This window comes from Candidatus Pelagibacter bacterium nBUS_49 (assembly GCF_051200925.1).
Classification (GTDB): domain Bacteria; phylum Pseudomonadota; class Alphaproteobacteria; order Pelagibacterales; family Pelagibacteraceae; genus Pelagibacter.
The window spans coordinates 531,514-545,465 of the sequence record NZ_CP172837.1 but is presented as its reverse complement, the minus strand read 5'-3'; the positions used below and the strand labels follow the sequence as shown (position 1 = coordinate 545,465).

The 13,952-nt window shown below is 32.2% G+C and carries 9 protein-coding genes and 1 pseudogene; all 10 read right to left on the bottom strand.

Annotation, left to right across the window (positions count from 1 at the left end; genetic code table 11):
• Window positions 1-624: a 50S ribosomal protein L4 gene (gene rplD / locus ACIJYF_RS02940; protein WP_435117616.1), complete on the bottom strand. Its 624-nt coding sequence runs from the start codon at window positions 622-624 to the stop codon at window positions 1-3.
• Window positions 624-1,334 (bottom strand): 50S ribosomal protein L3, encoded by a 711-nt coding sequence (gene rplC, locus ACIJYF_RS02935; RefSeq protein WP_435117614.1) that lies wholly within the window; start codon window positions 1,332-1,334, stop codon window positions 624-626. The genes rplD and rplC overlap by 1 nt, the downstream gene beginning before the upstream one ends.
• Window positions 1,335-1,336: 2 nt before the next feature.
• Entirely contained in the window at window positions 1,337-1,645 is a 309-nt protein-coding gene (rpsJ, locus tag ACIJYF_RS02930) for a 30S ribosomal protein S10 (protein ID WP_023648425.1), read from the bottom strand.
• A 2-nt stretch (window positions 1,646-1,647) separates the two neighbouring features.
• Window positions 1,648-3,726: an elongation factor G gene (gene fusA, locus ACIJYF_RS02925; RefSeq protein ID WP_435117612.1), complete on the bottom strand. Its 2,079-nt coding sequence runs from the start codon at window positions 3,724-3,726 to the stop codon at window positions 1,648-1,650.
• A gap of 6 nt (window positions 3,727-3,732) precedes the next feature.
• Window positions 3,733-4,203: a 30S ribosomal protein S7 gene (rpsG, locus tag ACIJYF_RS02920; protein WP_023648423.1), complete on the bottom strand. Its 471-nt coding sequence runs from the start codon at window positions 4,201-4,203 to the stop codon at window positions 3,733-3,735.
• Window positions 4,203-4,574, bottom strand: coding sequence for a 30S ribosomal protein S12 (gene rpsL, locus ACIJYF_RS02915; RefSeq protein ID WP_023648422.1), 372 nt, complete (start codon window positions 4,572-4,574; stop codon window positions 4,203-4,205). Before rpsL ends, rpsG begins: the two co-directional genes overlap by 1 nt.
• 169 nt (window positions 4,575-4,743) lie before the next feature.
• On the bottom strand, window positions 4,744-8,916 hold the full coding sequence (gene rpoC / locus ACIJYF_RS02910) for a DNA-directed RNA polymerase subunit beta' (RefSeq protein WP_435117610.1): 4,173 nt from the start codon (window positions 8,914-8,916) through the stop codon (window positions 4,744-4,746).
• Window positions 8,917-8,918: 2 nt separating this feature from the next.
• Entirely contained in the window at window positions 8,919-13,004 is a 4,086-nt protein-coding gene (rpoB, locus tag ACIJYF_RS02905) for a DNA-directed RNA polymerase subunit beta (RefSeq protein WP_435117608.1), read from the bottom strand.
• Between the two features lie 57 nt (window positions 13,005-13,061).
• A complete protein-coding gene (rplL, locus tag ACIJYF_RS02900; protein WP_435117606.1) occupies window positions 13,062-13,427 on the bottom strand; it encodes a 50S ribosomal protein L7/L12 in 366 nt (121 codons plus the stop codon).
• 3 nt (window positions 13,428-13,430) lie between these two features.
• Window positions 13,431-13,952 (bottom strand): annotated as a pseudogene (rplJ, locus tag ACIJYF_RS02895) (50S ribosomal protein L10).

Below are 13,952 nucleotides of genomic sequence, written 5' to 3'. Positions count from 1 at the left end.
TTAAGAGTATCTCTTTTCTAGTTCTTTTACTGAGCTTTCGGTAAAAACAACTTTTTTAAATTTTATAATATCGTATGAGCTAAAATGGTTTACATCAGTTACTTTAACATTTGGAATATTCCTTGCTGATTTTTCAACTTTTTCTTTAGAAGCTTTATCTAGAATAATTAAAGAATGAGTTATTTCAAGTTTCTGAATAATTGCATTCATTTCTTTTGTTTTTTTAATCTCTGTGTCAAAGTCATTTAAAATTAACAAATTTTTATTATTATTTTTTTCTGTAATTAACGAGGCAACACTTAATTTCTTTTCATTTTTATTTAGTTTCCTTTTTTTGTAGGCAAGTTCACCTTTAGGACCATGTGCTATACCACCACCAACAAATATTGGTGCTTTTCTACTTGCGTGTCTTGCTCCACCAGTTCCTTTTTGGGCATAAATTTTTGATGTTGGACCGCTCACTTCATTTTGCTGTTTCGTTTTAGCGTGTCTACCTTTGTAATTAGCGTTAGTTTTATATAAAACGCTACTTACCAACTTACTATTAATTTTTGCAGAAAATAATTTATCTAATACTTCAATAGTATCTTTTTTTCCATCAATGCTTTTTTTTTCAATTTTCATTATTTTTTCTTTTTATCTGGTGTTTTTTTTGCTTCTTCTGCTGCTGCAATTTTTTCAGAAATTGTCATTTTATTTATGTTTTTAATTGATTTTCTCACTACAACTTCTGTATTTTTTGATCCTGGAATTGAACCCTTTAAATACAAAAGTTCATTTTCTAAATCTGTTTTGATAATTTCAATATTAAGCATAGTTCTAAGTCTGTCACCCATGTGACCAGCCATTTTTTTTCCTTTAAATACTTTTCCTGGATCTTGACTGTGCCCTGTTGATCCATGGGCTCTATGTGAAACTGATACACCATGACTGGCTCTTAGGCCTCCAAAGTTCCATCTTTTCATTGCTCCAGCAAATCCTTTACCTATGGTTTTTGACCTTGTATCAACAAATTTTGTATCCTTAAATATTTCAAGGCCAAATTCATTGCCTTCTTTATAAGTCTCGGTATCTTTTACTCTAAATTCTTTTAGTTTCTTTTTTGCTTCAGTATTTTTTTTAGCATAAAAGCCTTTCATAGCTTTTGTAAGTTTGGAATTTTTGATTTTTCCATAACCAAGTTGTACTGCCTTGTAGCCTCTTTTTTCTTCATCAATAACTTGGATAACTCTAGCTTTTTCAACTTTAAGTACAGTCACAGGAACAAGCTGACCAGTTTTATAAAACTCTCTAGTCATTCCTATTTTTTTTCCAATTAAAGATATCTCAGTCATAACTAAATTTTAATCTCCACATCTACACCTGAGGCCAAATCAAGTTTCATTAAAGCTTCAACTGTTTGTGGCGTTGGTTCTATTATGTCTATTAAACGTTTATGAGTTCTTGACTCAAATTGTTCCCTACTTTTTTTGTCAATATGTGGGCCTTTTAAGACCGTATATCTCTCAATTCTTGTTGGTAATGGAATTGGACCTTTAATAGTAGCACCTGTTCTTTTTACTGTATTTACAATTTCTTCTGTAGATGCATCTAAAATTTTGTTGTCGTACGCTCTGAGTTTAATTCTAATATTTTGTTTTTCCATAATTACCCTGCAATCTTCTTAGTTACTTCGTCCTGTACGTTTTGTGGCACTTTAGAGTAATGGTCAAAGAACATAGAATATTGGGCTCTTCCTTGAGACATTGATCTTAAATTATTTATATATCCAAACATGTTTGCTAGAGGGACCATAGCTGTAATTACTGTTGCATTTCCTCTTTGTTCTTGAGTACTAATTTGCCCTCTTCGACTATTTAAATCACCTATTACATCACCCATATAATCTTCTGGTGTAACAACCTCAACTCTCATTACGGGCTCTAAAAGTTTTAACGTTCCTTTAGTACATGCTTCTTTGAAACAAGCTCTACCAGCAAGTTCAAAAGCAAGAACGCTGGAGTCAACATCATGATGTAAACCATCTAGAATTGTCACTTTATAATCAATCATTGGAAATCCACAAAGAATTCCATTGTCAGAAACTGTTTCTATTCCTTTTTCTACACCTGGAATAAATTCTTTAGGAATTGCACCGCCTTTAATTTTGCTTTCAACAGATCTTCCAGCGCCTGGCTCTTGAGGTTCAACAAGAAGTTTAACTTTTGCAAATTGACCAGCACCCCCACTTTGTTTTTTATGTGTGTATTCGACTTCAGATGCATTTTCTAATGTTTCTCTGTAAGCAACTTGCGGAGCACCAACATTAGCTTCAACTTTAAATTCTCTTTTCATTCTATCAACAATTATATCTAAGTGTAATTCACCCATACCTTTAATAATTGTTTGACCAGACTCCTCATCAGATGTCACTCTGAATGATGGGTCTTCTTTAGCAAGTCTTCCTAAAGCTTCACCCATTTTTTCTTGATCAGCTTTTGTTTTTGGCTCAACGGCAATTTCAATGACAGGATCTGGAAACTCCATAGGTTCTAGCAAAACAGGGTTCTCTTCATCACATAGCGTGTGGCCTGTGATAGTATATTTCAGACCAGCTAAAGCTACTATGTCACCAGCATTTGCTTCTTTAATATCTTCTCTAGAATTGGCGTGCATCAACAACATTCTCCCAACTCTTTCTTCTTTTTCCTTTGACGAATTAAAAATTCCTGTACCAGTTTTAATAGTTCCTGAATAAATTCTTATAAATGTCAAAGAACCAACAAATGGGTCGTTTGCAACTTTAAAAGCTAAAGCAGAAAATGGTTGACTATCTTCAAATTTCATTTCCATCTCATCCTCAGAACCCGGTTTAGTTCCTTTGATAGAACCAATATCAATTGGACTAGGTAAGTAATTGATTGTTGCATCAAGTAATGGTTGGACACCTTTATTTTTAAAAGCAGAACCAGTAGTAATTGGAACAAAACTAAAGTTTAGAGTTCCTTTTCTAATACATCTGACTAAATCGTCTTCTTTAATTTCTTCGCCATTTAAATAAGCTTCCATTAATTTTTCATCTTGCTCAACAGCAGTTTCAACTAATTCAGTTCTATATTTTTGTGAAATTTCTTTTAAATCATCTGGAATATCTTTGTATTCCCATTCAGCACCTAGAGCTTCGTTTTTCCAAACTTGTGCTTTCATCTTAACTAGATCTACAACACCGGAAAGCGATGCTTCAATTCCAATTGGTATTTGAATTGGTAGTGGTTTGCATCCCAATCTATCTCTAATCATTTCAACACATCTAAAAAAATCTGCGCCAGTTCTATCTAATTTATTAACAAAACAAATTCTCGGAACCTTATATTTATCAGCTTGTCTCCAAACAGTTTCTGACTGAGGCTCAACTCCAGCAACGCCGTCAAACACGCAAACAGCACCATCTAAAACCTTAAGAGATCTTTCAACTTCAATTGTAAAATCTACGTGGCCTGGTGTGTCGATAATATTAATTCTGTGGTCGTTCCAAAAACAAGTAGTTGCTGCAGAAGTAATGGTTATTCCTCTTTCTTGCTCTTGCTCCATCCAATCCATAGTTGCTGCACCATCGTGTACTTCACCTATTTTATGGCTTTTTCCTGTGTAGTATAAAATTCTTTCAGTTGTAGTGGTTTTTCCAGCATCGATGTGGGCCATGATCCCAATATTTCTATATTTGTCTAATGTATGAGTTCTAGCCATTTTTTATTACCATCTAAAATGTGCAAAAGCTTTGTTTGACTCAGCCATTTTATGCACATCCTCTCTTTTTTTTACTGCAGCACCTTTTTTTTCATAAGCATCAAACAGTTCATTAAAAATTTTATCTGACATATGTTTGTCTTTTCTTTTTCTTGCAGAATCTACTAACCATCTAATAGCTAAAGCTTGAGCTCTTTTACTTTTAACCTCAACAGGAACTTGATAGGTAGCTCCACCAACTCTTCTAGATCTTACTTCAACAGTTGGTTTAATATTGTTAATAGCTTCATTAAAAATATTTATAGGTTCATCTTTAGATTTAGTTTTTATTTTTTCAATTGCATCATAAACAATTTTAGCAGCAACACCTCTTTTACCGTCGTACATTATATTGTTAATCAATTTTGGAATAATCGTAGAATTAAATTTTGGATCTGGAACTACATTCTTTTTTGGTTGAGTTTTTTTTCTAGACATTATTTACCTTTTTTAGTTCCGTATAAAGATCTTCTTTTTTTTCTGTTAGCAACACCTTGAGTATCAAGATTACCTCTCAAGATATGATAACGAACACCTGGTAAATCTTTAACCCTACCACCTCTAATTAACACTACTGAGTGTTCTTGAAGATTGTGTCCTTCGCCAGGAATATAAGCTGTTACTTCAAAACCATTTGACAACCTTACTCTTGCAACTTTTCTCAGTGCAGAGTTAGGTTTTTTTGGAGTTGTTGTGTAAACTTTAACACACACTCCTCTTTTAAGAGGTTGCTTTTGTAAAGCCGGAACTTTATTCCTTGTAAGTTGTTTAACTCTTTTTTTTCTTAACAACTGATTAATAGTTGGCATAAATTTTTATAAAATTAATTAATTTATTTTTAGAAGAAAATAACTGACAGGTTATTTTGTGGCAGCGTTTAGTACTATTAGTAGGTACTACATTCCAACCAAAAACATCGCCAAAATACTTATTAATCCGTCTTTGTCAAACTAAAACTTCAATTATTAGGTGTTATTTTTATTGATTTGCAGGTGTTTCTGAAGGCTCAGAAGTTTCTATTTTATCCTGTTCAGCAATAAAATTATTATCATCCTCAAGGGCTTTTTTGTTCCACTTATTCTTAATACTACCAGTACCAGCAGGAACTAATCTACCAACGATAACATTCTCTTTTAAGCCATTTAATGGATCAACTTTACCTTTAATAGCTGCATCAGTTAAAACTCTTGTTGTTTCTTGGAATGAGGCAGCTGAAATAAATGACTCAGTTTGTAATGAAGCTTTAGTAATACCCATCAAAACACGTTCACCAACCGCAGGTGTTTTGCCTTCAGCTACAAGTTTTTCATTAGCATTATCAAATTTTATTCTATCAATAACCTCACCTGGTAAATAACTAGAATCACCAGACACTTTAACTTCTACTTTTTTAAGCATTTGTCTTAATATAGTTTCAATATGTTTGTCATTTATAATTACACCTTGTAATCTATAGACTTCTTGAACTTGATTAACAAAATATTCTGTTAATTCTTTAATTCCCAATACTCTTAAAATATCATGAGGTAATGGTTGTCCATCAAGTAAATACTCACCTTTTTGGATTTTTTCACCAGGGTTAAAATTTATATGTTTACCTTTTGGAATTAAATAATTTGATGGTTCGGCACCATCCTCTGGAACAATAGATACTCTTTGTTTTCCTCTAACTTCTTTACCGAATACAACTTGTCCATCATTTTCAGCAATGATAGCACTATCTTTTGCTTTTCTTGCTTCAAATAATTCAGCAACTCTTGGTAGACCACCTGTAATATCTTTTGTCTTAGTAGTTTCTTTTGGAAGTCTTGCAATGACATCTCCAGCAAAAACTTTTTGACCGTCTTTAATAGAAAGAATTGAATCAGGTACAAGATAATATCGTGCTTCATTGTCATCAGCTTTTTTAATGACATTTCCTTTGTCATCTCTAAGAGTAATTCTAGGTTTTAAATCAGTGCTTTTCGATTGAGCTCTCCAATCAATAACTGATTTTGAAGATATACCAGTTGCATCATCTGTAGTTTCTTGAATTGAAACTCCATCAATCAAATCGACAAAACTTGCTGTACCACTTTTCTCAGCGATCACAGGTGTGGTATATGGATCCCATTCACAAATTTTTGTATTAGCTTTAATTTTATCACCATTATTAAAAAATAATTTTGATCCGTAAGCAACTTTATAAACTGCAATTTGCACTCCATTATCATCTTCAATAGAAAGTTGAGTATTTCTACCCATAACAATTAAGTTTTTCTTAGAATCTTCTAAAATATTAGAGTTTAAAATTTTAAGTGTACCTTCGTTTTTACTAACAATTTGAGAATCTTGTTTAACTGATGCTGTTCCACCAACGTGGAAAGTTCTCATAGTCAACTGAGTACCTGGTTCACCAATTGATTGAGCTGAAATCATTCCAATTGCCTCTCCAACATGTACCATTTTACCTCTAGATAAATCTCTTCCATAACAAGTTGAGCAAACACCTTCTTTTGAACTACATGTCATTACTGAGTAAACTTTAAGTGATTTTACACCAGCAGCATCGATCAAATCACAACCTGCTTCATCAATCATTTTTGATTTTTTAATTACAATTTCACCAGTAAGAGGATTTTTTACATCAGCTGCGGTAACTCTTCCTAAAGCTCTTTCAGATAAACTGACCACAACATTTCCACCTTCTAAAATTTCTGAAAGCTCGATAAATCCTGGGTCATCACATTGGATTTTAGTAATTGTTAAATCTTGAGCAACATCACAAAGTCTTCTAGTTAAATAACCTGAACTTGCAGTTTTAAGGGCTGTGTCTGCAAGACCTTTTCTAGCACCGTGTGTAGAGTTAAAATACTCTAGTGCTGTTAAACCCTCTTTAAAGTTAGAAATAATTGGGCTTTCGATAATTTCACCTGAAGGTTTTGCAATTAAACCTCTCATACCAGCCAGCTGTTTCATTTGTGCTGCAGATCCTCTGGCACCACTATCAGCCATCATATAAACTGAATTAATTTTTAAACCTTCTGGAGTTTTTTCAGTAGCAGAAATACCCTTCATCATTTCTCCAGCAACTTTATCTGTACATTTTGACCAGGCATCAACAACTTTGTTGTACTTTTCGCCTCGTGTTATTAATCCTTCAGAATATTGATTTTCATAATCTGCAATTAATCCTTTTGTATCTTCAATTAATTGTGTTTTGCTTTCTGGAATTACAAGATCATCTTTTCCAAATGAAATTCCAGCTTTAAAAGCATGTTTAAATCCTAAATCTTTTAATTTATCACAGAATATAACAGTAGTTTTTTGCCCACAAAATCTAAACACTACATCTATAATTTCTGAAACAGTTTTCTTTGGTAGTAATCTATCAACTAATGAAAATTTAATATTGCTATTTTTTGGAAGTAAATTTGCTAATAAAAATCTTCCAGCTGTTGATGTGTATTTTTCGTATTTCTTGTTTCCATTTTCATCAACCGTTTCAATTCTTGATATGATTGTGCTGTGAACTTTAATTTGGTCTGAAGCTAGAGCAAATTCAATAGCATCAACATCAACAAAATATCCAGAGGGTTTATCTGTCATAGGTTCTTGAGAAAGATAATAAATGCCTAAAATCATATCCTGACTTGGTACGATGATCGGCTTACCATTAGATGGAGATAAAATATTGTTTGTAGAAAGCATTAATATTCTAGCTTCTAATTGAGCTTCCAAACTTAATGGAACGTGAACAGCCATTTGATCACCATCAAAGTCAGCATTAAAAGCAGCACAAGTTAAAGGATGTAATTCAATTGCATCACCTTCTATAAGTTTAGGTTCAAACGCTTGAACACCTAATCTGTGAAGAGTTGGTGCTCTGTTTAAAATTACCGGATGTTCTCTAACGATTAGTTCTAAAGCGTCCCAAACAGCATTTGTTTCTTTTTCAACTAATTTTTTTGCTTGTTTGATTGTAGAGGCTAATCCAAGCTTATTTAATCTTGCATATAAAAATGGTTTAAATAGTTCTAAAGCCATTTTTTTCGGCAAACCGCACTCATGAAGTTTTAAGTCTGGGCCAACAACAATTACAGATCTTCCTGAGTAGTCCACCCTTTTTCCAAGTAAGTTTTGTCTAAATCTACCTTGTTTACCTTTTAGCATTTCAGCTAAAGATTTAAGTGGTCTTTTTCCAGTACCAGTTATTACTCTGCCTCTTCTACCATTGTCAAATAGTGCATCAACAGATTCTTGAAGCATTCTTTTTTCATTTCTAACAATAATGTCTGGAGCTTTAAGATCCATTAATCTTTTTAATCTATTATTTCTGTTAATTACTCTTCTGTACAGGTCATTCAAATCTGAAGTAGCAAATCGACCTCCATCTAATGGCACTAATGGTCTTAATTCAGGTGGAATTACTGGCACAACAGTTAAAATCATCCATTCAGGTTTTTGTCCTGTTTCAATAAATGACTCTACTAATTTTAGTCTTTTGATTGCTCTTTCTTCATTAACTTTTGATTTGGTTTCTTTAATAAAGTTAATAAGATTTTTTCTTTCTAATTCTAAATCTAAATTTTTAAGCATTTCAAGTACAGCTTCAGCACCTATTCCTGCTTCAAATGACTCTTCACCAAATTCATCTTGGTACTTTGCAAGCTCATCTTCGTTAAGAAGTTGATTTTTTTGCAATCCAGTCAAACCTGGTTCAATTACTATAAAATTTTCAAAATAAAGGACTCTTTCAATTTCTTTAAGTTTCATATCAACAGCAAGGGCAATTCTACTTGGTAAAGATTTTAAAAACCAAATATGGGCAACAGGTGTCGCAAGATTAATGTGACCCATTCGTTCTCTTCGAACATTTGACTTAGTTACTTCAACGCCACATTTTTCACAAATAATACCTCTAAATTTCATTCGTTTGTATTTTCCGCACAAACATTCATAATCTTTGATTGGACCAAAAATTCTAGCACAAAATAAACCATCTTTTTCTGGTCTAAAAGTTCTATAATTTATTGTTTCTGGTTTTTTAATCTCTCCAAATGTCCATGATTTAATCTTTTCAGGACTAGCCAAGGTTATCTTAATGCTATTAAAATTTTGAGCTTCAGAAATCTCAGTGTTTTTAAATAAATCTGTTAATTCTTTTTTCATATTTAATTAAGCTCCACGTTTAATGCCAATGATTTAATTTCTTTAACTAAAACGTTAAATGATTCAGGTATACCAAACTCAAAGTTTTCTTCACCTTTTACAATAGTTTCATAAACCTTAACCCTACCTGCTACATCATCTGATTTAACAGTTAAAATTTCTTGTAATGTATATGATGCACCATACGCTTCCAATGCCCATACTTCCATTTCACCAAATCTTTGACCACCAAGTTGTGCTTTACCACCCAAAGGTTGTTGCGTAACTAAACTATAAGGACCAGTAGATCTTGCATGTATCTTATCTTCAACTAAATGATGAAGTTTAAGCATATAAATGATACCTACAGTTACAGGTCTATCAAATTTTTCACCTGTTCTTCCATCCCATAAATGTGTTTGTCCTGACCCTGGTAATTTAGCAAGTTCAAGCATCTCGGTAACATTTTTTTCTTTAGCACCATCAAATACTGGCGTTGAGATAGCTATTCCATCTTGTAATGTTTCAACTAAATCTTTGAATTCAGGTTTGCTTAGTTTTTCAACCTTATCATCAAAAATTTCTTCACCATAAACTGATTTTAAAAATTTTGAAATTTTTTCAGTTTTTTCAATTTTTTTATTATTATCATTAACTAATCTTTTAACCTCTTCACCGAATTCTTTACAAGCCCAACCTAAGTGAGTTTCTAGTATTTGTCCTACATTCATACGACTTGGAACACCAAGTGGGTTTAAAACTATATCTACAGGTCTTCCATCTTCTCTGTAAGGCATATCTTCAACAGGAACAATTTTACTAACAACACCTTTGTTACCGTGTCTTCCAGACATCTTATCACCTGGTCTTAATCTTCTTTTTATTGCAACAAAAACTTTAACCATTTTCATTACACTTGGTAATAAATCATCACCACTTCTAATTTTTAAAACTTTATCTTCAAATCTCTCAGTAATATCTTGTTTAGCTTTATTATACTGATCTTTAAGCTGAGCTAATGTTGCTTCATCGTTAACATTACCCACTGTTATTTTAAACACGTCATTTACTGTTAAAGCATCAATTGTTTCTGAGTCTAGCTTTGTTCCTTCTGCTAAATCTTTAACTTTTTTAGTTAAAGAAGATCCTGATAAAAATTGAGATGCTCTTTGTTTAATGCTTCTCTCTAAAATCTCTTCTTCAACAATTTTGTCTTGTTGAACTTCTTCAATTTCAGCTCTTTCAATTGTAATAGATCTTTCATCTTTCTCTATACCGTGTCTGTTAAAAACTCTCACATCAACAACAGTTCCACTGCTACCTCTTGACATTCTTAAAGATGTATCTGTCACATCGATGGCTTTTTCACCAAAAATTGATCTTAATAATTTTTCTTCTGGTCCAGAAGCAAAGTCTCCTTTAGGTGTAACTTTTCCAACTAAAATATCACCCGCATTAACTTCTGCCCCAATATAAACAACACCTGACTCATCAAGGTTTTTTAAAGCCTCTTCATTAACGTTTGGAATATCTCTAGTGATATCTTCTTCACCTAATTTCGTATCTCTTGCCATAATTTCATATTCAACAATATGAACAGATGTGAATACATCATCAGTTACACATCTTTCTGAGATTAAAATTGAGTCTTCAAAATTGTAACCTTGCCATGGCATAAAAGCTACTGTTACGTTTTTACCTAATGCTAGCTCACCTAATTTTGTAGATGGTCCATCAGCTATAATATCTCCAGATTTAACCTTATCACCTACTCTAACTAAAGGTTTTTGGTTTATACATGTGTTTTGGTTTGATCTCTTAAATTTTTGTAAATTATAAATATCAACCCCTGATTTAGAAAAATCAGTTTCTTCAGTTGCCTTAATTACAATTCTTTTACCGTCAATTTTATCAACTGTACCATCTCTTTTTGCAACAATAGTAACGCCTGAGTCTAAAGCAACATCACTTTCAATACCTGTTCCAACTAGTGGGGACTCAGGTTTTAATAGTGGAACTGCTTGTCTCATCATGTTTGATCCCATCAAAGCTCTGTTAGCATCATCATTTTCTAAAAAAGGTATTAATGATGCAGCAACCGAAACAAGTTGCTTAGGTGATACATCGATGTAATCAATAGTGTCTGGTTTAGCTAAAAGGAAATTCAAGTTTTGTCTGCAAGAAACTAGTTCCTCTATAATTTTTCCATTTTTATCTAATTTTGTATTTGCTTGTGCAATGGTAAATTTAGTTTCTTCCATCGCAGATAGATATTCAACATTATTTTGAACAACACCGTCTTTAACTTTTTTATATGGACTTTCAATAAATCCATATTTATTGATTTTAGCATAAGTTGATAAACTATTTATTAAACCAATGTTTGGTCCTTCTGGAGTTTCAATCGGACAAATTCTTCCATAATGAGTTGGGTGAACGTCACGAACTTCAAAACCAGCTCTTTCTCTTGTTAAACCACCAGGTCCTAATGCTGAAACTCTTCTTTTATGAGTAATCTCAGATAATGGATTTGTTTGATCCATAAATTGTGAAAGTTGAGAGCTAGCAAAAAAATCTTTTAAAGAAACTGTTAAAGGTTTAGCATTGATTAAATCTTGAGGCATTGCTGACTCAACATCTAACGTTGTCATTTTTTCTTTAATAGCTCTTTCCATTCGGTAAACACCAATACGAGCTTGATTTTCAACTAATTCACCAACAGAACGTACTCTTCTATTTCCTAAGTGGTCAATATCATCAACTTCATCTTTACCATCTCTTAAGTCCAGCATTTTGTGAACAATGGCTATAATATCATCATTTCTTAAAATAGTAATTTTATCTGAACAATCCTGTTCTAATCTTGAATTCATTTTTACTCTTCCAACATCAGAAAGATCATATCTGTCTGAACTAAAGAATAAATTATTGAAAATTTGGGTAGCTATTTCAATCGTTGGTGGCTCGCCTGGTCTAAGCATCTTGTAGATTTCTGTAATAGCCTCATCTTTTGAATTATTTTTATCGTTTAAAATAGTGGTTAATAAATACGGACCCTTATTGATTGAGTTCGTTACAGAAATTTGCAGAGAATGTATATTCGCATCTAATATTTGCTGGATTACAGCATCATTAAGCTCTGTTCCTATTGAAAAAGTGCCCTCTTCTTCATCATTAACTTTTACATCTCTATGTAAAAATTTACCAAATAATGAATCTCTTGTTACTAAAATATCTTTTAAACCATCATTAGATAGCTTTTTGGCATTTAAAAAGTTAATTTTATCACCTAGTTTAATTACTATTTCACCAGTTTTTGCATCAATTACTTCTTCAGAAAAATTTTTAGCTTTATAGTTCTCTGGATTAAATTTAGTTTTCCATTTTTCAGTTTTTGGATCAAATGTATATGTTTCATTTGCATAAAACTCATCTGCAATTTCAGCTTTGGTAAAACCTAAAGCCAACAATAAAGTTGATGAAAAAATTTTTTTCTTTCTATCTATTTTAAAATATAAAAAATCTTTAACATCGTATTCAAAATCTAACCAAGAACCTCTATTTGGGATTACTCTTGCATTAAATAATAGTTTTCCACTTGCATGAGTTTTTCCTTTATCATGATCAAAAAATACACCAGGACTTCTATGCATTTGATTAACTACAACTCTTTGAACACCGTTGGTGATAAAAGTACCACTGTTAGTCATCATGGGAACTTCACCCATATAAACTTCTTGTTCTTTCGCAGATAAAATATCTTTAGTATTATTTTCTTGATCTATTTCATAAACAACTAATCTTAAAGTGCATTTAAGAGCAGATGAATAAGTCAAACCTCTTGTAATACATTCTTCAACGTCAAATTTTGGTTTATCTAATCTATAAGAAACATATTCTAAAGTTGCTTTGTCATTTAAATCTTCAATTGGAAAAATACTTTTAAAAACTCTATCAAAACCTTTAGTCAATTCTGCTTCAGAATAAAATTCAGTTAATTCTTTATAAGAGTTTTTTTGGACTTCGATTAGATTTGGAATAGATAAACTCTCTTTTAGTTTACCAAAACTTTTTCTTATGTTTTTCTTCTCAGTAAAAGATAATTGCATTTATGTTTAATAATACTGATTAAAAAATAATCAGTATTTGAATTCTTTCTTATTAATTTATTTAAGTTCTACTTTTGCGCCTGCAGCTTCTAACTTAGCTTTAATCTCTTCAGCTTCTTTTTTGTTAACACCAGATTTAACTTCTTTTGGTGCACCCTCTACAAGATCTTTAGCTTCTTTTAAACCTAATGAAGTTGCTGCTCTAACTTCTTTAATAACGTTAATTTTTTTCTCCCCAGCTGATAAAAGCATAATTGTAAAATCATCCTTATCTTCTGCTGGAGCTGCACCACCAGCTGCTGCTGGAGCTGCTGCTGCCATTGGAGTTACACCCCACTTTTCTTCTAATTGTTTTGATAATTCTGCTGCTTCTGCAACAGTCAAACTTGAAAGGTCTTCAATAATTTTATTTAGGTCAGGCATAATTTACTCTTTGGGTTGTGTTTCAGAATTTTCTGCCGACAAATTACTCATTTTTTCCGAGTATGCAAGCAAAATACTCACTAATTTTGATGCTGGAGCATTTAAAATACCAACAATATTGGCTCTCGCTTCGTCTAAAGTTGGCAAACTGGCTACATTCTGAACACCCGCCTGATCTAAGACTTCGTTATCCATTATACCACCAATTAATTTTAAATTTTCGTTATCTTTTGCAAATTTTGATAGAATCCTTGCTGACATTATAGCGTCTTCACCAAATGCAACTGCGGTTGGACCTGTAAATAAATTTGATAAATCTTTACACTTAGTTTTTTCTAAAGCTAATTTGGTTATTCTGTTTTTTGTTATTTTGAAGATTATTCCGTGCTCTCTCATTTTTGCTCTTAACTCATCTAATTAAGTCATTGTTAAACCTTGGTAATGAGTAACCATTACAGCTTTACTATTCTCAAACTGAGTAGACATTTCTGAAATATAATTCTTTTTTTGTTCTTTCGTTAACAT

Excerpts from the sequence above, each read along its gene's own strand:
- rplC (WP_435117614.1), bottom strand. The coding sequence starts at position 1,334 with ATGACTGAGATATCTTTAATTGGAAAAAAAATAGGAATGACTAGAGAG.
- rpoB (WP_435117608.1), bottom strand. The coding sequence starts at position 13,004 with ATGCAATTATCTTTTACTGAGAAGAAAAACATAAGAAAAAGTTTTGGT.
- rpsJ (WP_023648425.1), bottom strand. The coding sequence starts at position 1,645 with ATGGAAAAACAAAATATTAGAATTAAACTCAGAGCGTACGACAACAAA.
- rplL (WP_435117606.1), bottom strand. The coding sequence starts at position 13,427 with ATGCCTGACCTAAATAAAATTATTGAAGACCTTTCAAGTTTGACTGTT.
- rpoC (WP_435117610.1), bottom strand. The coding sequence starts at position 8,916 with ATGAAAAAAGAATTAACAGATTTATTTAAAAACACTGAGATTTCTGAA.
- rpsL (WP_023648422.1), bottom strand. The coding sequence starts at position 4,574 with ATGCCAACTATTAATCAGTTGTTAAGAAAAAAAAGAGTTAAACAACTT.
- rpsG (WP_023648423.1), bottom strand. The coding sequence starts at position 4,203 with ATGTCTAGAAAAAAAACTCAACCAAAAAAGAATGTAGTTCCAGATCCA.
- rplD (WP_435117616.1), bottom strand. The coding sequence starts at position 624 with ATGAAAATTGAAAAAAAAAGCATTGATGGAAAAAAAGATACTATTGAA.
- fusA (WP_435117612.1), bottom strand. The coding sequence starts at position 3,726 with ATGGCTAGAACTCATACATTAGACAAATATAGAAATATTGGGATCATG.